This window comes from Geodermatophilus sp. SYSU D00879, assembly GCF_054050375.1.
This window is the reverse complement of record NZ_JBJGZF010000006.1, coordinates 1-22,344: the sequence shown is the minus strand read 5'-3', so window position 1 is coordinate 22,344 and position 22,344 is coordinate 1. Positions and strand designations below refer to the sequence as shown.

Annotated in this window: 24 protein-coding genes and 2 pseudogenes; 11 read left to right on the top strand and 15 right to left on the bottom strand. The window is 79.1% G+C overall.

Annotated features, from left to right (window positions below; translation table 11 throughout):
* Window positions 1-5: 5 nt before the first annotated feature.
* Both ACI79B_RS09955 and ACI79B_RS09950 read right to left on the bottom strand, forming a co-directional pair.
* Entirely contained in the window at window positions 6-1,028 is a 1,023-nt protein-coding gene (locus ACI79B_RS09955) for an Acg family FMN-binding oxidoreductase (RefSeq protein WP_456927150.1), read from the bottom strand.
* Window positions 1,025-1,609 carry a flavodoxin domain-containing protein gene (locus ACI79B_RS09950; protein WP_456927149.1) on the bottom strand — a complete coding sequence of 195 codons (585 nt, stop codon included), beginning with the start codon at window positions 1,607-1,609 and terminating at the stop codon, window positions 1,025-1,027. Before ACI79B_RS09950 ends, ACI79B_RS09955 begins: the two co-directional genes overlap by 4 nt.
* 179 nt (window positions 1,610-1,788) lie before the next feature.
* Between ACI79B_RS09950 and ACI79B_RS09945 the strand changes: the two genes are divergently transcribed.
* Complete coding sequence (locus ACI79B_RS09945; RefSeq protein ID WP_456927148.1) at window positions 1,789-2,460, top strand: response regulator; 672 nt, start codon at window positions 1,789-1,791, stop codon at window positions 2,458-2,460.
* Between the two features lie 4 nt (window positions 2,461-2,464).
* On the opposite strand, the gene ACI79B_RS09940 is transcribed toward ACI79B_RS09945, so the two are convergent.
* From ACI79B_RS09940 to ACI79B_RS09925, 4 genes are all read right to left on the bottom strand, one after another.
* Window positions 2,465-4,171, bottom strand: coding sequence for a GAF domain-containing protein (locus ACI79B_RS09940; protein WP_456927147.1), 1,707 nt, complete (start codon window positions 4,169-4,171; stop codon window positions 2,465-2,467).
* Window positions 4,172-4,275: 104 nt separating this feature from the next.
* Complete coding sequence (locus ACI79B_RS09935) at window positions 4,276-4,722, bottom strand: pyridoxamine 5'-phosphate oxidase family protein (RefSeq protein ID WP_456927146.1); 447 nt, start codon at window positions 4,720-4,722, stop codon at window positions 4,276-4,278.
* Window positions 4,723-4,907: 185 nt separating this feature from the next.
* Entirely contained in the window at window positions 4,908-5,462 is a 555-nt protein-coding gene (locus ACI79B_RS09930; RefSeq protein ID WP_456927145.1) for a flavodoxin domain-containing protein, read from the bottom strand.
* Window positions 5,459-6,142, bottom strand: coding sequence for a CBS domain-containing protein (locus ACI79B_RS09925; protein WP_456927144.1), 684 nt, complete (start codon window positions 6,140-6,142; stop codon window positions 5,459-5,461). The genes ACI79B_RS09930 and ACI79B_RS09925 overlap by 4 nt, the downstream gene beginning before the upstream one ends.
* A 193-nt stretch (window positions 6,143-6,335) precedes the next feature.
* Between ACI79B_RS09925 and ACI79B_RS09920 the strand changes: the two genes are divergently transcribed.
* The 4 genes from ACI79B_RS09920 to ACI79B_RS09905 all read left to right on the top strand — a co-directional run bounded on the left by ACI79B_RS09920 (window position 6,336) and on the right by ACI79B_RS09905 (window position 9,607).
* Window positions 6,336-7,319, top strand: a complete 984-nt coding sequence (locus tag ACI79B_RS09920) for a universal stress protein (RefSeq protein WP_456927143.1) — start codon at window positions 6,336-6,338, stop codon at window positions 7,317-7,319.
* Window positions 7,319-8,194, top strand: a complete 876-nt coding sequence (locus ACI79B_RS09915; protein ID WP_456927142.1) for a universal stress protein — start codon at window positions 7,319-7,321, stop codon at window positions 8,192-8,194. Before ACI79B_RS09920 ends, ACI79B_RS09915 begins: the two co-directional genes overlap by 1 nt.
* Before the next feature lie 10 nt (window positions 8,195-8,204).
* The gene (locus ACI79B_RS09910) at window positions 8,205-9,203 is read left to right on the top strand and encodes a zinc-dependent alcohol dehydrogenase family protein (protein ID WP_456927141.1); all 999 of its coding nucleotides are present in this window, start codon (window positions 8,205-8,207) and stop codon (window positions 9,201-9,203) included.
* Between the two features lie 116 nt (window positions 9,204-9,319).
* Window positions 9,320-9,607, top strand: a complete 288-nt coding sequence (locus ACI79B_RS09905) for a hypothetical protein (RefSeq protein WP_456927140.1) — start codon at window positions 9,320-9,322, stop codon at window positions 9,605-9,607.
* Window positions 9,608-9,622: 15 nt separating this feature from the next.
* On the opposite strand, the gene ACI79B_RS09900 is transcribed toward ACI79B_RS09905, so the two are convergent.
* The 3 genes from ACI79B_RS09900 to ACI79B_RS09890 are packed head-to-tail and all read right to left on the bottom strand — an operon-like array spanning window position 9,623 to window position 12,201.
* On the bottom strand, window positions 9,623-10,225 hold the full coding sequence (locus ACI79B_RS09900) for an Rv1733c family protein (RefSeq protein ID WP_456927139.1): 603 nt from the start codon (window positions 10,223-10,225) through the stop codon (window positions 9,623-9,625).
* 3 nt (window positions 10,226-10,228) lie between these two features.
* Entirely contained in the window at window positions 10,229-11,092 is an 864-nt protein-coding gene (locus tag ACI79B_RS09895) for a universal stress protein (RefSeq protein ID WP_456927138.1), read from the bottom strand.
* On the bottom strand, window positions 11,089-12,201 hold the full coding sequence (locus tag ACI79B_RS09890; protein WP_456927137.1) for an Acg family FMN-binding oxidoreductase: 1,113 nt from the start codon (window positions 12,199-12,201) through the stop codon (window positions 11,089-11,091). The genes ACI79B_RS09895 and ACI79B_RS09890 overlap by 4 nt, the downstream gene beginning before the upstream one ends.
* A gap of 213 nt (window positions 12,202-12,414) precedes the next feature.
* On the opposite strand from ACI79B_RS09890, the gene ACI79B_RS09885 reads away from it, so the two are divergent.
* Both ACI79B_RS09885 and ACI79B_RS09880 read left to right on the top strand, forming a co-directional pair.
* Window positions 12,415-14,001: a DUF4389 domain-containing protein gene (locus tag ACI79B_RS09885; RefSeq protein WP_456927136.1), complete on the top strand. Its 1,587-nt coding sequence runs from the start codon at window positions 12,415-12,417 to the stop codon at window positions 13,999-14,001.
* A 20-nt stretch (window positions 14,002-14,021) separates the two neighbouring features.
* A pseudogene (locus ACI79B_RS09880) lies at window positions 14,022-14,303 on the top strand (thioredoxin domain-containing protein); the annotation flags it as partial.
* Between the two features lie 113 nt (window positions 14,304-14,416).
* On the opposite strand, the gene ACI79B_RS09875 reads toward ACI79B_RS09880, so the two are convergent.
* The 3 genes from ACI79B_RS09875 to ACI79B_RS09865 form a co-directional block, all read right to left on the bottom strand.
* Window positions 14,417-15,091 (bottom strand): hypothetical protein, encoded by a 675-nt coding sequence (locus tag ACI79B_RS09875; RefSeq protein ID WP_456927135.1) that lies wholly within the window; start codon window positions 15,089-15,091, stop codon window positions 14,417-14,419.
* A gap of 28 nt (window positions 15,092-15,119) precedes the next feature.
* Window positions 15,120-15,653 carry a hypothetical protein gene (locus tag ACI79B_RS09870; RefSeq protein WP_456927134.1) on the bottom strand — a complete coding sequence of 178 codons (534 nt, stop codon included), beginning with the start codon at window positions 15,651-15,653 and terminating at the stop codon, window positions 15,120-15,122.
* A gap of 115 nt (window positions 15,654-15,768) precedes the next feature.
* A complete protein-coding gene (locus tag ACI79B_RS09865; protein ID WP_456927133.1) occupies window positions 15,769-16,014 on the bottom strand; it encodes a PLD nuclease N-terminal domain-containing protein in 246 nt (81 codons plus the stop codon).
* On the opposite strand from ACI79B_RS09865, the pseudogene ACI79B_RS09860 reads away from it, so the two are divergent.
* A pseudogene (locus ACI79B_RS09860) lies at window positions 15,910-16,338 on the top strand (DUF302 domain-containing protein); the annotation flags it as partial. The gene ACI79B_RS09865 and the pseudogene ACI79B_RS09860 overlap by 105 nt on opposite strands.
* 3 nt (window positions 16,339-16,341) lie before the next feature.
* Window positions 16,342-16,464, top strand: coding sequence for a hypothetical protein (locus tag ACI79B_RS09855; RefSeq protein WP_456927132.1), 123 nt, complete (start codon window positions 16,342-16,344; stop codon window positions 16,462-16,464).
* Window positions 16,465-16,476: 12 nt separating this feature from the next.
* Here the strand turns inward: ACI79B_RS09855 and ACI79B_RS09850 are convergent, their stop codons facing one another.
* The 3 genes from ACI79B_RS09850 to ACI79B_RS09840 form a co-directional block, all read right to left on the bottom strand.
* The gene (locus ACI79B_RS09850) at window positions 16,477-16,782 is read right to left on the bottom strand and encodes a zf-HC2 domain-containing protein (protein WP_456927130.1); all 306 of its coding nucleotides are present in this window, start codon (window positions 16,780-16,782) and stop codon (window positions 16,477-16,479) included.
* On the bottom strand, window positions 16,775-17,491 hold the full coding sequence (locus ACI79B_RS09845; RefSeq protein WP_456927129.1) for an RNA polymerase sigma factor: 717 nt from the start codon (window positions 17,489-17,491) through the stop codon (window positions 16,775-16,777). Before ACI79B_RS09845 ends, ACI79B_RS09850 begins: the two co-directional genes overlap by 8 nt.
* 103 nt (window positions 17,492-17,594) lie before the next feature.
* Window positions 17,595-19,424, bottom strand: a complete 1,830-nt coding sequence (locus ACI79B_RS09840) for a glycoside hydrolase family 15 protein (protein ID WP_456927128.1) — start codon at window positions 19,422-19,424, stop codon at window positions 17,595-17,597.
* Window positions 19,425-19,540: 116 nt separating this feature from the next.
* Between ACI79B_RS09840 and ACI79B_RS09835 the strand changes: the two genes are divergently transcribed.
* A complete protein-coding gene (locus tag ACI79B_RS09835; RefSeq protein ID WP_456927127.1) occupies window positions 19,541-20,944 on the top strand; it encodes a dihydrolipoyl dehydrogenase family protein in 1,404 nt (467 codons plus the stop codon).
* Window positions 20,945-20,954: 10 nt separating this feature from the next.
* Window positions 20,955-22,223, top strand: coding sequence for a cation:proton antiporter (locus ACI79B_RS09830; RefSeq protein ID WP_456927126.1), 1,269 nt, complete (start codon window positions 20,955-20,957; stop codon window positions 22,221-22,223).
* Window positions 22,224-22,344: the final 121 nt, after the last annotated feature.

Below are 22,344 nucleotides of genomic sequence, written 5' to 3'. Positions count from 1 at the left end.
CCCGGTCAGGACCAGGGGGCGTCGAGCGGGTCGATGGTCTCGTCGACCGGGCGGCGGCCGGTCAGGGGGACCGGGTCGGCGCTGACCGGCGCCCAGCCCAGCCGCACGAGGGCCTGCGGCATCCCGGGCGCGCCGGGGGAGACGCCGGCGCACAGCGCGGCCAGCCGCGCCCGGGTGCCCGGGACCTCGAGCGGCTGGCTCACCGGGTCGGTGGCGAGGCCGATCGCGGTCGCGGTGAGCAGCACCGCGCTGAGCGCCTCGCCCGCCCGCAGCTCGTCGGCCGGACCGTCCCCGGGGGTGGTGAGGACGGCGAGGACGGTGCCGTCGGACTCGTCCCTGCCGAGCTGGTTCTCCTCGAGCGCGCCGCCGGCGAAGTCCCGCACCGGGACGACCGCCTCCGGTCCGCCCGCCCCGGCGTGCACCGGGACGTTGGCCGCCGGGACGCCCTCCACCGCGCCGCGGGACCGCCCGGTCCAGGCGGCGACCTCCTGCGCCAGGCCCGGCGTGAGTGACTGCTCCACGGCCGCCTCCTCGACCAGCCGCACCACCTGCGCCTGGGCGCGGGGGCCGAGGACGGCCAGCCGGGCCCCCTCCTCGGCCGCGGCGCGCGCGAGGTCGGCGAGCAGCTCGGCCGGGACGGGCCAGGTGGAGAAGACGCGCCGGTCGCTGCGCCGGTGCCCGACCGCCTGCGCGAGGACGAGGTCGTCGGGGCGCGGTTCGGCGGGGGACACCTCGACCGCGGCGAGGTGCGCGAGGTGCGCGGGGTCGGGGAGCCGGTGCACGCGCGAGGACAGGCCGGCGGCCCGCAGCGCCACGCGGAGGTGGTGCAGCGCGGCGCCGCAGCCGATGAGCAGGTCCCGGCTCTGCGGGTCGGTGGCCGGCAGCCAGCGGGACGGGTCGGCGAACAGGTGGACCGACGTGCGCCCGATCCGCCAGCGCCAGGGCTGGGTGTTGTGCAGCGACGGCGCGCGGTTGGCCAGCGCGAGGGCCGCGCGGGCTGTGGTGCGGTCGAGCACGAACGGGGTCACGGCTTCTCCTGGGTGGCGGCGGGGACGGTCGGGGGGTGGGGCGCCGGCAGGCGCCGGCGGGTCCCGGCGAGGTCGCGGGCCACCTGGCGGGCCCACCCGTCGATCGCCGCCCAGTCGCGGTTGTCACCGGGGCGCTGGCCGACCGCGCGGTAGAACAGCCGGCCCCACAGCGGGACGCCGCGGGTCTGCACCACACCGGCGAACAGGCGGTGCGACCGGGGCCGGAGGCCGTGGGGGAGGTCCCGCTCGAGCCGGGCCGCCTCCTGCCGGGCGAGCCACCGGGTCACGCGGCCGCGAGGGTCGATGCCCGCGACGCTGAACAGCCAGACCGGCGGTGTGCCGTCGCCCGCGGCGAGCCGGGCGAGCAGGTCGCGGGCACCGGCCAGCCAGCGCATCGAGTGCACGGCGCTGCCGACGACCGCGGCGTCGTACCCCGACGGGTCGACCTCCGGACCGGCCGGCCGCAGGTCCACGACGTACCCGGCGTCGGTCAGCCGCGCGGCCACCCGCTCGGCCACACCGCGCGTGGAGCCGGCGGCGGTGGCGTATCCGACCAGGACCCGGAGGGGGGTGTCGTCCATGCACCGACGCTCGCGTCCCCGGCCGGGCGGCGGTGAGGGCCGGACGTCCCCGCCCGGCGGGCCGGAGGTCGCCGCCGGGCGGAGGACCCGCAGGCCGGGACCTCCGACCCTGAGCACCGGGTGGGACCGAGGCCCTAGCCTCGGACGGCGAGAGCGACGGGCGGGACGAGGGGACACCGGTGGACACGGACACGCAGCAGGCGCCGATCGGGGTCTTCCTCCTCGACGACCACGAGGTGGTGCGCCGCGGCGTCGCCGACGTCCTGGAGAGCGACCCCGGCATCCGGGTCGTCGGGGAGGCGAAGAACGCCTCCGAGGCCCTGGCCCGCGTGCCCGCGCTCAGGCCCGACGTCGCCGTGCTCGACGTCCGGCTGCCCGACGGCGACGGCGTCTCGGTGTGCCGCGAGCTCCGCAGCCGGATGCCGGAGCTGCGGGTGATCATGCTGACCAGCTACAGCGACGACGAGGCGCTGTTCGAGGCGATCATGGCCGGCGCGTCGGGCTACCTGCTCAAGCAGATCCTCGGCGCCGACCTGGTCAGCGCGGTGCGCACGGTCGCCGCCGGCGGCTCGCTGCTCGACCCCGCGGCCACCACCGCGGTGCTCGAGCGGATGCGGCGGGCCGCGGAGCCGGCCGGGCCGCTGGCGCGGCTCAGCGAGCAGGAGCGCACGGTGCTCGAGCTCATCGGCGAGGGGCTCACCAACCGGCAGATCGGCGAGCGGATGTTCCTCGCCGAGAAGACGGTCAAGAACTACGTGTCCCACCTGCTGGCCAAGCTGGGGCTGGAGCGGCGCACCCAGGCCGCGGTCCTGGCGACCGAGCTGCGCGGCGGGGTCCCCCGCCAGGGCTGACCGGTCAGGACAGCGGCGCCCACCACCGCAGCCGGGTCCCGCCGTCCGCGACCGCCCCGACCTCCAGGCCGCCGCCGCGGCCGGCCGCCCGCTGCTCCAGGTTGCGCAGCCCGCTGCGCGCCGCGCGGGCGTCGATGCCCCGGCCGTCGTCGACCACCTCGAGCACCAGCCCGTCGCCGACGTCGAGGGTGACGGTCACGTGCCGGGCGCCGGCGTGGCGGGCGGCGTTGCTCACCGCCTCCCGGACGACGGCCACCACGTCGGTGGCCAGGTCGCCGGTGACCAGGGTGTCGACCGCGCCGGAGGTGCGCACGGTGGACTCCAGGTCGCCCGCGGTGCCGGCCACCGTGTCCAGCACCTGCCGGCGCACCCCGCCGTCGGGCTGGTCGACGGTGTGCAGGTCGAAGATGCTCGTGCGGATGTCGCGGACGGTCTCGTCGAGCTGGCCGACGACGTCCCGGATCCGGCGCTGCACCTGCGGGTCGGCGACCCGCGGGAGGACCGACTGCAGGCTCAGCCCCGCGGCGAAGACCCGCTGGATGACGTGGTCGTGCAGGTCGCGGGCGATGCGGTCGCGGTCCTCGTAGACGTCGAGCTGGCGGGCGAGGCGCTGCCGGGCGGCGAGGTCGAGGGCGACCGCGGCCTGGTCGGCGAACGAGCCGACCAGCGCGGGCAGCGCGCCGTCGAAGGCCGGCGACCCCGCGTGGCGGGCCGCGATGACCACCGCGGACTCCGCCTCGGTGCCGCGCAGCGGGACGCCCAGGCAGGGGCCCCAGTCGACGTGCGCGTTGGGCCCGTCGTAGGCCAGGCCGGTCATGTCGAGGGTGACGACCTCGCAGGCGTCGCCCATGGCCTGCAGCACCGGGCTGTCGGCCACGGCGACCCGGGTCCCGGTGAGGTCCCGCAGCCCGTCGCCGACCTGGACGCGGACCTGGTAGCGGCCCACGGCGTCGGGGCCGGCCATGATCCACGCCGCCGCGGCGCCGGTGAGCTCGCGGACCCGCTCGGCGACGAGGGCGAGCGTCCGCTCGCCGGAGCCGGTGTCGAGCAGGCTGGCCCGCACGTCGGAGAGGGCGGTGGCCCACCGGCGGCGCTCCTCGGCCTCCTCGTAGAGCCGGGCGTTGTCGACGGCGACGCCCGCGGCGCCGGCGAGGGCGGTCAGCACCGCCTCGTCCTCGGGGGTGAACTCGCCCTGCCGCTTCTCGGTCATGTAGAGGTTCCCGAACACCGTGCCGCGCACGAGGACGGGCACCCCGAGGAAGCTGTGCATCTCCGGGTGGCCCGGCGGGAAGCCGACCGAGGCCGGGTGCTTGCTCAGGTCGGCGATCCGCAGCGGGTACGGCTCGGTGATCAGCTGCCCGAGCACGCCCTTGCCCTCGGGCAGGGAGCCCAGCGCGGCGGCGGTCGCCTCGTCGACGCCGACGTGGATGAACGCGGCCAGCCCACCCTCGGGCGCCAGCACGCCGAGCGCCCCGTACCGGGCGTCGACCAGGTCGCAGGCGCTCTCCACGATGCGCCGCAGGGTGGTCTCCAGGTCCAGGCCGGAGGAGACCGACAGGAACGCGTCGAGCAGGTGCTGGACGCGCTCCTGGCTGCGGGCCACCGCGGTGAGCCGGTCCTGCACCTCGTCGATCAGCTCGGTCAGCCGCATCCCGGCCAGCGCGGACCCGCCAGCGGGCCCGGGCCCGCGCGGCGACACCGGACCGGTCATGTCGGGTCCCCTCACCGAGGCCTGATCTCGCCGGCCCAGCCTGGCACGGGACCCCGGCCGGTGGTACGCGCCCGGCGCTCGCTCCCCGTCCCGCCCCGGCGGGGTCACGCGGCCCCGTCCGGGGACGCCGGGGGGAACGGGGCCTCCGAGGGTGCCGTCCGCCAGCCGCGGAGGACCCCGATGGTCAGGAGCACGAACCGGTGGCCGTCCCCGACGAGCAGCGGCCGGGGCCAGTCCCGGGCGGCGAGGGCGGCCGCGGTGGCGGCGTCGGTGACGGTCCGCGCCGGGCCGACGACGGTCACGGACCACTCGGCGTCGCCGTCGCAGCCGTCCACGCCGAGCACGACGACGGCGCCCCGGGCCGGGGGCAGGTGGTCGCTGTCCGGGGACGCGGGGATGACCACGCGGTCCCCGTCCAGCGCGTAGCGCACCGGTGCGATCGCCGGCAGGGCGTCCCGGGTGAAGGCGAGGTGCCCGTGCGTGCCCCTCCCGAGCAGGGAGCGGCACTCCCCGTCGTCCAGGGAGGTGCGGATGGTCCCCCTACCGGTCACGTGCGTTCCCCGTTCGACGTGCTCCGGGGGCCACGCGGCCCCACGTGCGCCCGGACGGGCGCCGACTCCCCAGGTTGCCCTGCCGGGGGCGGGACCGCACCGGGGCGACGGTCCCGGGAGGAGGGGCCGGGAGGCCCGGGGCCGCGGCCCGGACGGCCCTCCCGCCGGGAGGGGGGCACCGCGGGTCAGGCACCGGGCAGCCCCTGGGGGGCCACGGCCGGGCGGCCCGCGGCGACCGCGCCGGCGATCTCGCCCGCCCACGACCGGACGGCGTCCCAGTCCCGGAAGTCGCCGACCGGGGCGCGCATCGCGGTGACCATCGCGCGCTCGCCGAAGCCGAGCAGGGACCGGTCCAGCCGGCCGGGCAGGACCCGGTGGCCGCGCGGGGCGAGCAGGGCGGCCAGCGCGGCGGCGTCCTGCGGCTCGTCCGGCGGGTACGGCGGGTCGCCGATCGGCCCGCTGGAGAACAGCCACACCGGCCGACGGCGGAGCACCCCCGCGCAGCGGACGGCCAGCTCCTGGGCCGGCGGGAGCCAGCGGCCGGCGTAGACGGCGCTGCCCAGCACCACCGCGTCCCAGGCGGCGGGGTCGGGCCGCGACTCGGCCGGCAGCGCCGCCGCGTAGAGGCCCACCGAGCGCCCGGCCGGAGCCTCGCCCAGGTCGCGGGCCAGGGCCTCGGCGAGCTCGCGGGTCGACCCGTGCCGGCTGGCGTAGGCGACCAGGACCCGGGGCCGGCTCACGGCCGGCTCCCCGGCGCCGGGACCGACAGGGGGCGGACCGGCTCGGCGCCCGCCGCGGCCTCCCCGGCGGGCAGCACGCGGACGTCGGTGATCCCGCCGACCGTGCGGGCCAGCGCGGTCAGCGCGCGGCGCTCGACCTCCTCCGAGCCCTGCGGACCGCCGCGCAGCCGCCGGATCGTCGCGGTGCCGTCGCGCACGTCCACGGCCCAGGCGTCGAGCTCGCCGGTGTAGCCCTCGACGAGGCGCAGCAGCTGCTGCCGGACGTCGTCGTCGGGGCGCGCCAGCAGGTGCAGCAGGTCGCGGCGGCTGACGATGCCGACGAGCCGGCCGCCGTCGGTCACCGGCACGCTGCGCAGGCCGGCGTCGACGAACAAGCGGGCGACGTCGGCGACGTCCGCGGTGACGTCGACCGCCCGCACGTCCCGGGTCATGACGTCGTGCACGAGGGCCGGCGGGGGACCGCCGTCCGCCTCGTCGCGGCGCAGGTGCAGGCGGGGGTCCTGGGGGAGGCGGTGCCGGAGCAGGTCGGCCTCGGCGACGATGCCCACCAGACGGTCCTCGTCGTCGACCACCGGCAGGGCGGCGAAGCCCCGAGCGGCCATCACCTCCGCGGCGTAGTGCACCGCGGTGTGCGGGCCCACCGTGACCACGTCGCGCGTCATGACGTCCCTGGTCTGCACGGCTCCTCCTCGCGGTCGGTGCCCCGGACGCTAGGGAGACCGGCGCGTCCGCCCCCAGGGTCGGCAGCCGCCGTGCGCAGGGACGGAGGTCCCGGGACCCCGGGCCCCTCGCCCCGGGCCGGACGGCCGCCGCCCGGCGCATCGTCGGGGCGCCCGCCCGGGACGGCCCCGGGCCCGGACGTGAGGACCCCCGATGGACGCCATCCCCCAGCAGCAGTCCCGCGCCGGCGCGCCCGTCGTCGTCGCGCCGGTCGTCGTCGGAGTGGACGGGTCGGTCCCGGCCCGTGCCGCCCTGCGCGCGGGGCTGCGCGCCGCCGCGGAGCGCTCCGCCGGGCTCGTCGTGGTCAGCAGCTTCGCGTCCGACCTGTACTGGTTCGGCCACGACGGGGTCCTGGTGCCCGCGGTCGACGACGTCCGGCGCGCGACCCGGGAGCTGACCGACGACCTGGTCGCGGAGGTCCGCGCCGGCGTCCCCGAGGCGACCGGGGTGCCGGTGACCGTGGAGGTCACCGCGGACGCGCCCGCGGCCGCCCTGGTGGGCCGGTCGGCCGACGCGCAGCTCGTCGTCGTCGGCAACCGCGGGCGGGGTGCGGTGCGCAGCGCGCTGCTCGGCTCGGTCGCCCTGCACACGGTCACCCACGCCCGCTGCCCGGTGCTCGTGGTGCACCCGCGGACCGACGAGCCGGCCGCCCCGCCGCGGGTGGTCGCCGGCTTCGACGGCTCCGCGACGGCGCGCGCGGCCCTGGCCGCGGCGGTCGAGGAGGCCGCGCGGACCGGTGCGGAGCTGCACGTGCTGGCCACGTACGTGCTCACCGACTACTGGGTGGACCTGAGCTCGGTCGTCGTGCCCTCGCGGGACGAGATCCGCGGCGAGCTGCGGAGGCGGGTGGACGAGGCCGTCGACGGCGTGCTCGCCGGCCGGCCCGCGGACGCGCCGGTCCCGCGGGTCGACGTCGACGTGGTCGAGGGCGCCGCCTCCGACGTGCTGGTCGACCGCGCGCGCGACGCCGCGCTGCTGGTCGTGGGCGGCCGCGGGCGCGGGGCGGTGCGCGGGCTGCTGGTCGGGTCGGTGGCCCTGCACTGCGCGATGCACGCCGCCTGCCCGGTCCTGGTCGTCCACCCCGCCGGCCGGCGCACCGAGGTCCCGGTGGACACGGCCGAGCCGGCCCGGGCCTGATGGCGGGAGCGCCCGGCGGCCGGGTGGTCGTGGGCTTCGACGGGTCGCCGGCCGGCCGCGCGGCCGTCGTCTGGGCCCTGGCCGCGGCGGAGCGGGCCGGCACCGGCCTCAAGGTGCTCACCGTGCTCCCGGTCGGGGACGCGTGGGACGCCGACCTGCCCGACCCCGCGCGCGTGGACCCGGTGCGCTCCGACGTCGCGGCCCACGTGCGCGACCTGCTCGACGAGCAGCACACGCAGGTCCCGGTCACCACGACCGTGCTCCCCGGCCGCCCGGTCGAGCAGCTGGTCGCGCGCTCGGCCGACGCCGGGCTGCTCGTGGTCGGCAGCCGGGGCCGCGGGGCCACGCGCAGCACGCTGCTCGGCTCGGTCGCCCTCGGCTGCGTGCCCCGCGCCCGGTGCCCCGTCGTCGTGGTGCACCCGGCCGTGCCCGGCCCCGGCCGGCCGCGGGTGGTCGTCGGGCTCGACGACACCGACGGGGCCCGCGAGGTGCTGTGGCGGGCCGCGGCCGAGGCCGGCCGGATGGACGCCGACCTCGACGTCGTCGTCGCCCGCCGCCCGCCCGAGCCCTGGGCGGCCGCCCTCGTCCCCGAGGGGCCGCCGGCGGGCGGGGACGCCGGCGCGCGCGCCGCGGCCCTCGTGCGCGAGGAGCTCGGCGCGCGGCCGGGTGTGCGGGTGTCCGTGGAGCCCGGGCCGCCCGCGGAGGTGCTGGTCCGCTCCGCGGACGGCGCCGCGCTGCTCGTCGTCGGCAGCCGCAGCCGCAGCCGCCTGGGCGGGATGCTGCTCGGCTCCACGGCGCTGCACTGCGTGGTGGCCGCGCCCTGCCCCGTCCTCGTCCTGCACCCCGGGCCGGCGCCGGCCGGGACGACGGTCTGAGGCGGCGCGCGTGCGGGCCTGGGTGGTCGGGACGCCGGCGCCGGCCGACGCGGGGCCGCTGCGCCTCGTCGAGCGCGAGCCGCCGGTCCCCGGCCCGGGGCAGGTGCGGGTCGCGGTCACCTGCTGCGGCGTGTGCCGCACCGACCTGCACCTGGCCGAGGGCGACCTCCCGCCGCGGCGGCCGGGCGTCGTCCCCGGGCACGAGGTGGTCGGCCGCGTCGACGCGCTCGGGCCCGGGGCGGCCCGCTTTTCGCTCGGCGACCGGGTCGGCGTCCCGTGGCTCGGCCGCACCGACGGCAGCTGCCGGTTCTGCCGCCGCGGCGACGAGAACCTGTGCACCGACCCGCGGTTCACCGGCTGGGACCTCGACGGCGGCTACGCCGAGGCCTGCCTGGTCGACGAGCGCTTCGCCCACCGGCTGCCCGAGGCCCTCGACGACGAGGCGGCCGCGCCGCTGCTGTGCGCCGGGATCATCGGCTGGCGCGCGCTGCGCTGCGCCGCGGTCCCGCCCGGCGGCCGGCTGGGGGTCTACGGCTTCGGCGGCAGCGCCCACCTCACCGCGCAGGTCGCGCTGGCGCAGGGCACGCGGGTGCACGTGCTCACCCGCGGCGCCGCCAACCGGGCGCTGGCGCGCGAGCTCGGGGTGGACTCCGTCGGCGGCCCGGCCGACCCGCCGCCGGAGCCGCTGGACGGCGCGGTGCTGTTCGCGCCGGCCGGGGAGCTGGTGCCGGTCGCGCTGCGCGCCCTGGACCGCGGCGGCACGCTCGCCGTCGCCGGCATCTGGCTGTCCGACGTCCCCGCGCTGTCCTACGCCGGCGAGCTGTTCCAGGAGCGCCGGCTGCGCAGCGTCACCGCCAACACCCGCCGCGACGCCGAGGAGTTCCTCGTCCTCGCCGCCCGGCTGGGGGTGCGCGCGACCACGACCGCCTACCCCCTCGACGACGCCCCGCGCGCCCTGGCCGACCTCGCGCACGGCCGCTTCGCCGGGGCCGCGGTGCTGCACGTGTGAGGTGCCGTAGGTCCCGCTGCCCGGGACCGTCGCCCCCTGCCCCGCCGGTCCCGCACCGGCGAGCGTGGGGACAGACGGACCGCACCGCCGGACCGCACCGTGCAGGAGGCCCCGAGATGACCGTGACCGGCACCCCCATCCCCGAGGAGCGCCCGCGCCGGGAGATGTCCGAGGACGAGAAGCTCATCGCGCAGTGGGAGGCGCGGCACGACGTCGCCGCCCGCGGTGCGCACGCCGACCCCCTGGCCGTCCAGCACTACCTGAGCCGGGCGCACGCCGACGAGCGCGGGCACGGGGAGCCGGTCCACCCGGCGGCGCCCCCGGCCGCGGACGCGCCGGCGCCCCGTCCGGCCCGGCCGGCGCCCCGGCGGCCGTGGTGGCGGCGCCTGATCGGCCGTCCGTGACGCCCGGCGGGTCGTTCAGCGCAGCCGGAACCGGTGCGCCCAGAGCGGCTCGACCTCGGCCCACTCGCGGGTCCAGGCGCGGTCACGCGACCGGCCGGCCCAGGCGCAGACGCCGGCGTGGGTGACCGCCGCCGTCGCCAGCCCCAGCAGCAGGGTCAGCACGCCGCTGGTCACGCTGACCACGGCGACGTCGCGGCCGTCGATCGGCGGGCCGGCGCGCCCGCCGTCGGGACCGGTCCACACCGGGACCGTCGCCCCGGCCGGGGTGCCCGGCTCGACCGGGACGGTGTCCTCGCGGGTGCCGCCGTCCGGGGCCTCCCACCGCGCCGGCGCGGTCGCCCGCAGCGACGTCGGGGAGCCGGGCAGCACCTCCGCGTCCTCGAGGACCACCGCCGGGACCTGCTGCCGCTGCGCGGCCTGGCGCTCGGCCAGCGCGCCGGTGTCGGACGCGACCACGCTGCCCACCGCCAGCGCCACCGGCACGACCGCGACGGCGAGCAGGACGCTCGCGAGCCAGGAGACCAGCTCCACCCGGTCGGTCGTGCGGGCGCCGGGGCGCAGGCCCCGCCGCAGCAGCGCGCGCAGGTACCCCGGCGACGGGGCGGGCCCGGGGGTCACGGGTCACCTCGCCGGCGCGACGGCGGCCCGGCGCCGGCGGGCCTCGTCGGGGCGCGGCGGGGGAGGGGGCGGCACGACGAGGACGGGGCAGTGCGCGTGGCCCGCGACCGCCTCGGCGAGGGCGGGGCCGGCCGGGGCGCGCGCCCGCCCGAGGACCAGCAGCCCGGCGTCCCGGGACAGGCGCACCAGCGCCGGGGCGGGGTCCCCCTCGCGGACGTCGACCGTGACCGGCACCGCGGGCCAGCCCTCGTGCACCCGGGCGGCCTGCGTCTCGACGAGCCGGCGCTCGGCCTCGGCGACGGCCTCGGGGACCGGCGCCCCGCTGAGGGCGGCGCCGCCGGGCCACGTGTGCACCACGTGCAGCGGGCAGCCCCGCGTGCCGGCCTCGAGGGCCGCCGCGGCCAGCACCGCCGTCGTCCCGGCCGTGCCCCCCACGCCGGCCACGACCTCGTCGCCCCTGGTGGCGCCCGGCGGGACGGCGAGCACGGGACAGGCCGCGGACCCGAGCAGGCCCCGCGCGACCGGGCCGAGCGCGCCGGCCGTGGTCCCGGTGCCGAGGACCAGCACCTCCGCCCCGGCGGACGCCTCGCGCAGCACCTCGGCGGCGGGCCCGGTGTGCACGACGGTCCGCACCGGGATGGCGGGCGCGCGGGCGGTGAGGTCCCGGCGCAGCGCGTCCAGCCGCGCGAGCGCCCGGTGCCACGGCCCGTCGTGGGCGCGGCCGGGGTCGCGCGCGCCCTCCACCGCGGCCACCAGCAGCAGGGGGCGCAGCTCGCGGTGCGCCCGGTCGGCGGCGGCCGCCGCCACCGCCGGGGCGGACCGGTCGGGGGCGATCCCGGCCACGACCGGGGCGAGCCGGGAGGTCACACCCACGTCGTCCCCCCGCGGCCGTCGGAGACCGGGCGGGTGCCCGGTCCGGGCCGGCCGCTCCTCGACGGGGAGCCGGGGAGCTGGCGCTGGGCGGGGGCGGCGCTGTTCTCGACGACGGTGCCGCGCGGACGGCGGGGCGTCGGCGAGGTGGCCGGCGCCCGGCCGATGCGCAGCACCGACTGCGGGTGCGCGTCCCAGGTGAGCGCCGAGCGCAGCTGGGTGCGGGTGACCGGCACCTCGACGGCCTGGGTGAGCGGCCCGGCCACCCAGCCGCGGGCGGTGAGCTCCAGCAGCACCCGCTCGAGGGCCTCGCCGCAGCGCAGCCACGCGAGCAGGTCGTCGCGGTGCGTCGCGAGCAGCACGAGGGTCTGGTCGGTGCCCGAGCCGGTGTGGGCCGGCAGCAGCCCGGCGCCGGTGGTGTCGAAGTCGCGGACGGGCAGGTCGTCGTGCTGGAGCCCGTCGACGTGCGGGACCACGCTCACCGGCACGCCGTCCCCGGCGCCGGGCTCGCGGGTGGTCCAGCGGCGCAGCTCGGCCCGGTAGGCCGGGTCGGCGTTCTGCACGCGGTCGGCCTGCTGGGTGAGCCGGGCGAGCAGCCGCACGTGCTCCTCGCGGGTGACCGGGACCAGCACCGTCTCCTCCGCGGCCGCCGCGGCGACCAGGATCCGCAGCAGGTCCTCGGGGACGCGGTCGGCGCCGAACCGCCGCCGGTTGGTCCGCCGCCGGCGCACGGCGGGCGCGAGGGCGGCCAGCGCCGGGTCCGGGGGTCCGTCGACCGGGCGGAGGACGGCCATCAACCCCGCGTCGGCGGGGTCGGGCAGCCGGTCGACGCGGACGGCGCGGCCCGCCGCGGCCAGCGCGACGCGGGCGTTGAACAGCGCCGCGCCCACGCTCTGCGCCAGGGCCCGGCCGACGGGGTCCAGCACCACCAGCTGCCGGGTGCGGTCGGCGAACAGCTCCAGCCGGTCGGGGTGCAGCGCGATCCGCCAGGGCTGCGTGTTGTGCACGGAGGGGGCGCGCACCGCGGCGTCCGCGGCCGCCTCCAGCGGTGCGCGCCGCCGGATCCGGGTGGGCTGCAGGTCCGGTGGGGTGGTGCGGCGGGCCATGGGGGGACTCCTCGGGAGGGTGCGTCCCCCCGAGCGTCGTCCGCCCGGGCGCCGCCGTCCGGGGCCCGCGGTCCCCGGGACCAGCGACCAACGTCCCCGGGGGGACCCGCCTTCGCCCGTGTCGCCGCGGCGGTGCGGGCGCCGAGGCTCGGGCCGGCCGCCTGCGCCGGGGAGACGACCCCGGGTCGCCGCGGTGGCCGGAGGAGGTGCGCCGTGAGCGAGCACGTGTCCCCGGTGGCGGCACCGCCGCCCCCCGCCTACCCGGTGCGGGTCGACGGTGCCCTGGACCCACGGCTGTCCCGCGGGCTCTGGCTGGTCAAGTGGCTGCTGCTGGTGCCGCACGTCGTGGTGCTGGCGTTCCTGTGGACCGCGGTGGCCGTCGTCACCGTCGTCGCGTTCTTCGCCGTGCTGGTGACCGCGCACTACCCGCGGCCGCTGTTCGACTTCACCGTGGGCGTGCTGCGGTGGACCTGGCGGGTCCAGCACTACGGCTACTCCGCGCTCGGCACCGACCGGTACCCGCCGTTCACCCTGGCCGACGTGCCCGGGTACCCCGCGCGGCTGGACGTCGCGTACCCGGAGCGGCTGTCCCGCGGCCTGGTGCTGGTCAAGTGGCTGCTGGCGCTGCCGCACTACCTCGTGCTGGCGGTGTTCGTCGGCGGCGGCCTCTGGTTCGGCACGGGTGACTGGGACGGCGAGGGCGTCTGGAGCGAGGGGTGGGCGGCCGGCGGCCTGGTCGCGCTGCTGGTCCTCGTGGCCGGCGTCGTCCTCCTGTTCACCGGCCGTTATCCCCACCCGTTGTACGACTTCGTCCTCGGCATGGACCGCTGGGCCCTGCGGGTGTCGGGCTACGTGCTGCTGCTGACCGACGCCTATCCGCCCTTCCGGTTCGACATGGGCGGCCCGGACCCGGCCGCCCTCGCGGCACCTGCCGCGGCGGCGCCGCCGGTCCCCGCGGGGCAGCCGGCTCCCGCGGTCGTGACGGCGGCACCGGTGGCCGCGCCGGCGACCAGCCGCTGGACCGCCGGGCCGGTCACGGCCGTGGTCGCCGGGGCGCTGCTCGTCACGGTCGCGACCGGCCTGCTCGCCGCGGGCGGCAGCCTGCTGTGGGCCGACACGACGCAGCGCGACGGCGGCTTCGTGACCTCCGAGGCCGCCGGGGTCGACACCGCCGGCCACGCCGCCGTCAGCCAGGGGCTCCTGCTGCAGGGCGACGGGACCGACTGGGTGGTCGACGAGCTGCTGGGCACCGCGCGGGTGCAGGCCACCGCCACCGGACCCGACGACGAGCTGTTCCTGGGCCTGGCCCGCACCGCCGACGTCGACCGGTACCTCGGCGGCGTCGGCCGCGCGGAGGTCGAGCCGGCCGAGGGCGGCTGGTGGTCCGGGGACGAGTGGGCGTGGGCCGTGGACGAGGAGGCCGGCGGGCCGCCGCCGGTCGCGCCGGAGGAGGCCGGCATCTGGACCGCCTCGGCCGTCGGCACCGGGACGGTGACGCTGGACTGGCGGCCGGACGAGGGCGACTGGACCGTCGTGCTCATGCGGACCGACGGCGGCGCCGGCATCGAGGCCGACGTCCGGGTCGGCGCGACCCTGCCCGGGCTGACCTGGGTGTCCGTGTCGCTGCTGGCGGTGGGGGCGCTGCTGCTCGCCGGCGGCGTGCTGCTCGTCGCGCTGGGGGCGAACCGGGCCCGGCCGCTGCCGCCGTCCGGCCCCGTCCCGGCCGCGGGTCCCCCGGTCCTGCCCCGCCCGCGCGGTGTCGAGCCGGAGCCGTCGCCGACCCGCAACCCGCAGCCCTGACCGCGCGCGGTGCCCCGCCGGTGGGCGGGGCACCGCCGCGCCGGGCCCGACGGTCCACCCATGGAGCGGGAGGAGGACGGCACGGGAGCGGACGGCGGAGGCCGGGCGTCGTCGGGTGCCCGCGCCGCGGACGGCGCAACCGGGTGCCCCCCACCGCCCGGGGACGGGCGCCCTGCGCCGCGTGCGGCGCCGACCTGCCCTGGCTGGCGGCCGCCGACGACACGGACTTCGCCGCCGTCGTCGAGGACAGCCGACTGCCGGTGCTCGTCGACGTCTGGGCGGCCTGGTGCGCCCCGTGCCGCGCTGTCGCTCCCCCCCGTCGAGGCGGAGAGGTCACGGCGGGCGGGTCAGCGCGCCGCGGGGGTGTGCGCCGCGGCCGCGGGCGCGGTGCCGAGGACGCGCTCCCTCATGGCGCTCACGACGGCTCCTCCGGGGGAGCCGGGTGCCCCTGCCGGCGGCCCAGCCGGACGGCGATCCGCGCCCGCCCGCCGGCGGGCGGGGAGGGGACCGCGGTGCAGCCGAGGGCCACGGCGGTGCGGGCCACGCGCTGCAGCGCCTCCCCCGTCCGGAGCCACGCGGCGGCGTCGTCGGTGCACCAGTCGAGGACGAGGACCGGCGGCCGCCTCCCGACCGACACGACCGGCGCACCCTCCGCGGCGGCCGCGGCCGCGAGGCGCGCGACCACGCCGGCGGGGACGTCGTCCCCGCCGGGCTCCCCGGCCGGCGCGACCGGGGGGAGGGCGGCGAGGCCGGGGTCCGGCAGGCCGGGCGCGGGGTGCAGGACGGCCAGCGGGCCGCCGGGCCCCGAGGGCAGGCGGTCGACGGCGGCGGCCCGGCCCGCGGCCGCCAGCGCCGCGCGGAGGTCGAGCACCAGGCCGCCGGCGGCGAGCAGGGAGGCCGGCGCAGCAGTCCCGCACGGCCCGTCGACCTCGAGCCGGTCGGGGTGCAGGACCACGCCGGCGGACCGTCCCGGCAGGCCCGCCCGGCCGCGGACGACGGCGGTCGCCACGTCCTCGAGCACGGCCATCAGCGGGGTCAGCCGCGGCTCGGTGTCCTCCGGCGGCCTCCCCGGCGCGGTCGTGGGCCTCACGGGAGCGTCCTCGGGGCCACGGCCGGGACTACCGGCCGGCCGCGGCGGAGGTCGTCCGCGCGCCGAGGTCGCGGCCCCACGCCCGGGCCCGCTCCTCCTCGCCCTCGACGAGCGGCCCCTTCGTGCCGACGACGGAGAAGTGCTCGGCCGGCGCGACGACGCGGGCGCCCAGCCGGCCGAGGAGCTTCTCCTCGGTGCGGGACGCGTGGTCCATCCGCGTGATGACGGAGTGGCCGCTGCCGCGGGTGTCGAACGCCGCCGCGAACACCCCCTCGGGCGCGTGTGCGGACTCCAGCCACTCGTGCAGGCCGGTGCCGGGATCGGGCACCGCGGCGCCGTACTGGTCCACCGCGCTGCGCCGGGTGGAGGGCCGCGGCATGCCGAAGGCGTGGTTGGGGCCGCCGACGACGAGCAGGGTGACGTCGGGGTCGATCTCGGCCGGCGCGTCGGCCGCGGCCACGACGTCGGCCGGCATCGACTCCGCCAGGCCCGCGGCGACCGCGCGGGCGATCGCGGCGGCGTCGCCGAACAGGGACTCGTAGACCACCAGTGCACGGCTCATCGGGACGTCCTCCTCGGGTTCCGGTCGCTGCCGATGCTGCGCGGCGCCGGCGTCCGGCGGTCACGGGCGGAGGGCCCCGGCGGGCGGGCCGGAGGTCGCTGCCGAGGAGGGCCGCTCAGCGGCGGCCCCACACGAACCAGGCCGCGGGACCCACCCAGTTGACGGCGATGACCGCCGCCCACACCGCCCGGCGGCCGTTCACCTGGTCGGGACGGCGGCGCGCCAGGTCGGTCCACGCGGCGACCGCCAGGGACACCTGCACCGCGCCGAGGCCGAGGAGCACGCCCCGCTCCCGCGGTGTCAGCTCCGCCCAGCGGCGTGCCCGGTCCCGGCTCGCGGACGTCGTGCTCGCGGACGTCATGGCGGCCTCCTCGGCACCGGTGCGGGTCCCGTCCCGTCGAGCGTCCGGGGCCGGCCGGCCGGGCGCGAGGGGCGGTGCGCCCCTGCCGGGCGGGACGTTCGGCACTCCGGGCGCCGGCCGCCGCGCTGGACGCTCCGGCAGCGGGAGGAGAGTCGTGCAGGCGCTCGTCTACCACGGTCCCGGCAAGCGGTCCTGGGAGGTCGTCCCCGACCCGCGCGTCGAGGACCCCGAGGACGCCGTCGTCCGGCGGAGCCCGACGTCGGGCTGCTGCTGCCGTGCAACGTCGTCGTCCGGGTCGGCGAGGACGGCGTCACCCGGGTCGCGGCGATGGACCCCGACGTGATGGTCGAGGTGACCGGCCGGGCCGCGCTGGCGCCGGTCGCCGCCGAGGCGCGCGACCGGCTCGCAGACGCCCTCGGCGAGGTCGCTGCGGGCGGGCCGGCCGGCTGAGGCCGCGGCCGGTCAGGAGGCGGGCGCGCCCTCCCCGGCGGGGTCGCCGTGGAGGGCGCCGAAGACGTCGAGCAGCCGCTCGCGGGCCGCGTCGGGCAGCGTCGGCACCGGCAGCGCCCGCAGCGCGGCGGCGGTGCCGCGGACCTGCTCGAGGTAGACGACGCACGGGTCGCACAGCTCCAGGTGCGCGCGGACCGCCCGGTCGACCGGCTCGGGCAGCGCGCCCTCGAGGTGCTCGGTGACCAGCTCGACGAACTCCTGGCAGGCGACCTCCAGGACGTCGTCGGCGGAGGGGCGGGGCGCCGGCAGCTCAGCCACGGCCCTCTCCTTCCCCCGGGGCACCGCGGTACACGTCCTCGAGCCGGGCGCGCAGCCGCGCGCGGCCCCGGTGCAGCAGGATCCGCTGGTTGCCGGCGCTGATGCCCAGCCGCTCGCAGACCTCCTCCGACGTCAGGCCGTGGACGTCGCGCAGCTCGACCACGGTGCGCTGCCGCTCGGGCAGCTCGGCCAGCGCCGTGCGCAGCTCCCGGCGGACCTCGCCGGCCTCGACGGCCTCCTCCGGCGGGGGGTGCCAGGGGCGCGGCACGCCGGCGTCGGTCCAGTGCCGGGGCCACCGGTCCGCGCTGCCGCGGAAGCGGGCCGGGTCGACGGTGGGGCCGGCGTCCGGGCCGTCCTCGTCGGGGAAGGCGGAGGACCACGGCAGCACGCGGACCTCCCGGGCGCCCCGCGAGCGGGCCTGGTTCTCGAGGATCCGGAACACCCAGGTGCGCAGCGAGGACCGGCCCTCGAACCGGTCCAGCTGCCGGATCACGGCCAGCCACGTGTCCTGCACGACCTCCTCGGCGGAGGCGCGCGTCGACACGTGCAGCAGGGCCACGCGCAGCAGCGCGCCCGACCAGGCGTCCACCAGGTCCCCGAAGGCGCCGCGGTCCCCGGCGCGCAGCCGCCCGAGCAGCTCGGCCTGGGCCTCGCTCCCGCCCTCCCGGACGGCGGCGGCGACCGCCGAGGAGCCCGACTCCTGTGGCATGGACCTGCTCCTCGCGCCGCGACGACCGGGGACGGGGAACCGCTGCGGCCATCCTCCGGAGCCGGGAGCGGGGGCGTCAGGGGAGGAGGTCCCGCCGGGACGCTCACCTCCGGGCCCGCTCGGCCTGGTCGATCGCCCACGCGGCGTTGACCAGGCCGATGTGGCTGAACGCCTGCGGCACGTTCCCGAGCAGCTCGCCGGTGGCCGGGTCGACCTCCTCGGCCAGCAGGCCCAGGTCGCTGACGAAGCCGGCCGCCCGCTCGAACACCGCGCGGGCCCGCTCCACCTGCCCGGCCAGCGCGAGGGCCTCGGCCAGCCAGAAGGTGCACAGCAGGAAGGTGCCCTCCTCGCCGGCCAGCCCGTCGACCCCCTCCTCGGTGCGGTAGCGGTAGACCAGGCCCCGGTCGTCGGTGAGCCGGTCGGCGATCGCGTCGATCGTCGCGAGCATCCGCGGGTCGTCGGCGGGCAGGAAGCCGACGATCGGCAGCACCAGGTTCGAGGCGTCCAGCGCGGTGGACCCGAAGGACTGGGTGAAGGCGCCGGCCTCCTCGTTCCACCCCTGCTGCAGCACGGTGTCGCGGATCTCCTCGCACGTCTTCGCCCACTCGTCGACCCGGTCCTCGCAGCCGAGCCTGGGGGCCAGCTCGATGGCCCGGTGCAGCGCCACCCAGCACATGACCTTCGAGTACAGGAAGTGCCGCGGCTCGCCGCGGACCTCCCAGATGCCCTGGTCGGGGTCCCGCCAGCGGACCGCGGCGGTGTCGGCGCAGGAGGCGAGGAACCAGCGGGTCTCCTCGTCGAGGCCGGCCAGCTGGTCGCGCAGCCGCGCGGCCGCGCCGAGCAGCTCGCCGTAGACGTCGACCTGGCGCTGGTCCCACGCGCCGTTGCCGACCCGCACCGGGCGGCTGTCCCGCCACCCGCGCAGGTGGCCCAGCGTCCGCTCGCTGAGGTCGTGCTCCCCGGCGACGCCGAACATGATCTGCAGCGACACGTCCGGGCCGATGCCCCCGGCGCCGGCGGTGGTCATGAACGCGAAGAAGTCCTCGGCCTCGTCGGGGCAGGCCGCCACCCACAGCGCCTCCATCGTGAAGCTGGCGTCGCGCACCCACGAGTAGCGGTAGTCCCAGTTCCGCTCGCCGCCCACGCCCTCGGGCAGCGACGTCGTCGCGGCGGCGACGACCGCGCCGCTGGGCTGGTACGACAGCCCCTGCAGCACCCGCCCGGAGAGGTGGACCAGGTCCGCCCAGGGGCCGTCGTAGGACTGGTGCAGGGCGCACCAGGACTCCCAGGCCTCCAGCGTGCGGTCGAGCAGCCCGGCCAGCTCCGGCTGGGACCACACGTGCGCGGGCACGGGGTCGCCGAGGGTGCTGCGCTGCAGCGCCAGGTGGACGACGTCGCCGGCGCGCAGCCGCAGCCGCGCCCGGGCCCGGCCCTCGTCGAGCTCCGCCGGCACCGGGAGGGTCAGCACCAGCCAGTCCGCCCCGCCGCGCGCGGCGACCCCGCCGTCGAGGTGGGACAGCAGCGGCACGATGAGCCCGTACTCCGGCCGCGGCCGGTAGTCGACGAGCACCTCCACCTCGCCGGCGGTGCAGGCCAGCCGGCGCACCAGCACGTGCGGGGCGTCGATGCCGATGCGGTGCCCGCCGTTGTCCGGCCCGAGCCCGAGCGCGTCGGTGAGCACGAGCTCGCCGTCCGCGGTGCGGAACGTCGTCTCCAGCGCCAGCGAGCGGCCGGCGTACCGGCGGGTGGCCGTGAACTCGCCGTCCGGGTGCACCGACCAGTGGCCGGCGTCGTCGTCGAGCAGGTGGGCGAACACCGCCGGGCCGTCGAAGCGCGGGAAGCACAGCCACTCCACGGTGCCGCCGCGGTCGACCAGCGCGCACGAGTGCCGGTCGGAGAGGAAGGCGAGGTCGGCGATGGGGGTGGAGCTCATGGCGGTCTCCCGGGGTCGAGCGGTCGTGCCTGTGCAGTCGCGCCGCCGCCGGTGCCGTTACGCGTAACGCCCGGCCGGGGGGTGGGGACGGGGACGGCGAGAGCGAGGAGGTCGCCGTGTCCGAGTCCGGTGTGTCCGAGGTGCTCGAGGTGGACGTCGTCGTCGTGGGTGGGGGCCCGGCGGGGGAGGTGGCGGCGGGCCGCTGCGCCGACCGCGGCCTGGAGACCGCCCTGGTCGAGAGCGAGCTGGTCGGCGGCGAGTGCTCCTACTGGGGGTGCATCCCCAGCAAGACGCTGCTGCGCCCGGGGGACGTGCGGGCCGCGGCGGCGCGGGTGCCGGGCGCCGGCGCCGTGCTCGACGTCCCGGTCGACGCCGCCGCGGCATTCGCCCGCCGGGACTACATGACGGCGTCGTGGGACGACCACGGGCAGGAGGAGTGGCTGGCCGACCACGCGATCCGCCTGCTGCGCGGGACCGGCCGGCTCGCCGGGCCCCGCTGCGTGCGGGTGGCGGGCGGGCCGGTCGTGACCGCGCGGCGGGCGGTCGTGCTCGCGACCGGGTCGGTGCCGGTGCTGCCCCCGGTGCCCGGGCTGGCCGACGTGCGGCCCTGGGACAACCGGTCGGCGACGTCGGCGAAGGAGGTGCCCCGGCGGCTGCTCGTCCTCGGCGGCGGCGCCGTCGGGCTGGAGATGGCGCAGGCGTTCCGGCGGCTGGGCGCGGCCGAGGTGACCGTCGTCGAGGGGATGGACCGCCTGCTGCCGCGGGAGGAGCCCTTCGCCGGCGAGCAGGTGCGGGAGGCCCTGGAGCGGGAGGGGGTCGCCGTGCGGCTGGGCACCCTGCTGACCGGCATCCGCCGCGAGGGGTCCGACGGGCCGGTGCGGGCCGCCCTGCACACCGGCGACGAGGTGACCGCCGACGAGGTGCTGGTCGCCGTGGGCCGGCGGCCCCGCACCGGCGACGTCGGGCTGGAGACCGTGGGGCTGACGCCGGGACGGCCGGTCCCGGTGGACGACCGGCTGCGCGCCGTCGGCGTCGCGGGGGAGTGGCTGTACGCGGTCGGCGACTGCACCGGGCTGGCCCCGTTCACGCACATGGGCAAGTACCACGCGCGGATCGCCGCGGACGTGGTCACCGGCCGGGACGCCCGGGACCGCGCCAGCCGCGACGCCGTCCCCCGGGTGACCTTCACCGATCCGCAGGTGTGCGCGGTCGGGCTCACCGCGGCCCAGGCGCGGGAGCGCGGCCTCGCCGTCCGCGTGGTCGACGTGGGCACCGGCGAGGTGCCCGGGTCCTACGTCTCCGGCGAGGGGCTCGGCGGGACGACGCGGCTGGTCGTGGACGAGGCGGCCGGCGTCCTCGTCGGCGTGACCATCACCGGCAGCGGCGTGCAGGAGCTGCTGCACTCGGCGACGGTCGCGGTCGCCGCCCGGGTGCCGCTGGCCGACCTCGCGCACGCCGTCCCCGCCTTCCCGACGGTCGCCGAGGTGTGGCTGCACGCCCTCGAGGCGGCGGGGTTCTGAGGGGTGTGCCGTGCCCGAGGTCTCGTTCACGAACCTGCTGGTGGTCGCGGTGGTCGCCGCGGCGGTGCCGCTGGCGCTGGGCTGGGCGCCGCGGCTGCGCGTCCCGTCGGTGGTCCTGGAGATCGTCGCCGGGGTGGTGCTCGGTCCCTCGGTGCTGGGCTGGGTCGAGGTGGACCTGCCGGTGCAGGTGCTTGCCCTGGTCGGGCTGGCCTTCCTGCTGCTGCTGGCCGGCCTGGAGATCGACCTGCGCGGGCTGCGCGGGCGGTCCCTGGGGACGGCGGGGCTGGGCTACGCGGTCAGCCTCGGGCTGGCCGTGCTCGTGGGGCTGGGCGCCGACGCGCTGGGCTGGACCGCGAGCCCGCTGTTCCTCGCCGTCGCGCTGACCGCCACCGCGCTGGGGCTGGTGGTCCCGGTGCTCAAGGACGCCGGGCAGGTGGCCTCCCCGGTGGGGCAGACCACGATCGCCGGCGCGTCGGTGGCCGACTTCTCCGCCATCGTCCTGCTCACGCTGCTGTTCTCGGCCTCCGGCGGGGGCGCGGGGACGACGGCGGCCGTCCTCGCGGGCCTCGGCGTGCTGGTCGCGGTCCTGGCCGTCGTGCTGGGCCGGGTCGGGATGTCGATGCGCCTGGGTGACGTGCTCGTCCGGCTGCAGGACACGACGGCGGAGATCCGCGTGCGGCTGGTGGTCGTGCTGCTCCTCGCGTTCGTGGTCCTCGCCGAGCGGCTGGGGCTGGAGCTGCTGCTCGGCGCGTTCCTGGCCGGCGCCCTGGTCGGCGTCCTGGACCGCGACTCGGCCACGCACCCGCACTTCCGCCTCAAGCTGGAGGCGATCGGGTTCGGCTTCCTGATCCCGGTGTTCTTCGTGGCCAGCGGGGTGCGGCTGGACCTGCGGGGACTGGTCGAGGAGCCGGGCGCGCTGCTGCGCGTCCCGGTGTTCCTCGCCGTCCTGCTCCTCGTGCGCGGCCTGCCGGCGCTGCTGCACGTCCCGGCGCTGGGCCGGCGGGGCGCGGCCGCCGTCGGGCTGCTGCAGGCGACCTCGCTGCCGTTCCTGGTGACCGCGGTGCAGATCGGGGAGGCCACCGGCCGGCTGGACCCGGTGACCGGGGCGGCGCTGGTCTGCGCCGGCCTCCTGTCGGTGCTGGTGTACCCGGCGGTGGCGCTCGGCCTGCTGGGCCGGCAGCCGCAGGCTCAGCCGCAGCCCGGGCCGGGCGGTCCGCGGCCGGGCGGGACGCCGGCGCCGCGCCCGGCGGAGACCGTGCCGGAGCGGCCTCCGGCCTGACCCGGCGGGACACGCGGGGGGCCGACATGCAGGGGCAAGCGCCCGGAGCGGGGGGGGGGGGGCCCCCGGGGGGGGGGGCGGCCGCGCGCCGCGGGGCCCGGGCGCGGCCCCCCCCGGGCCG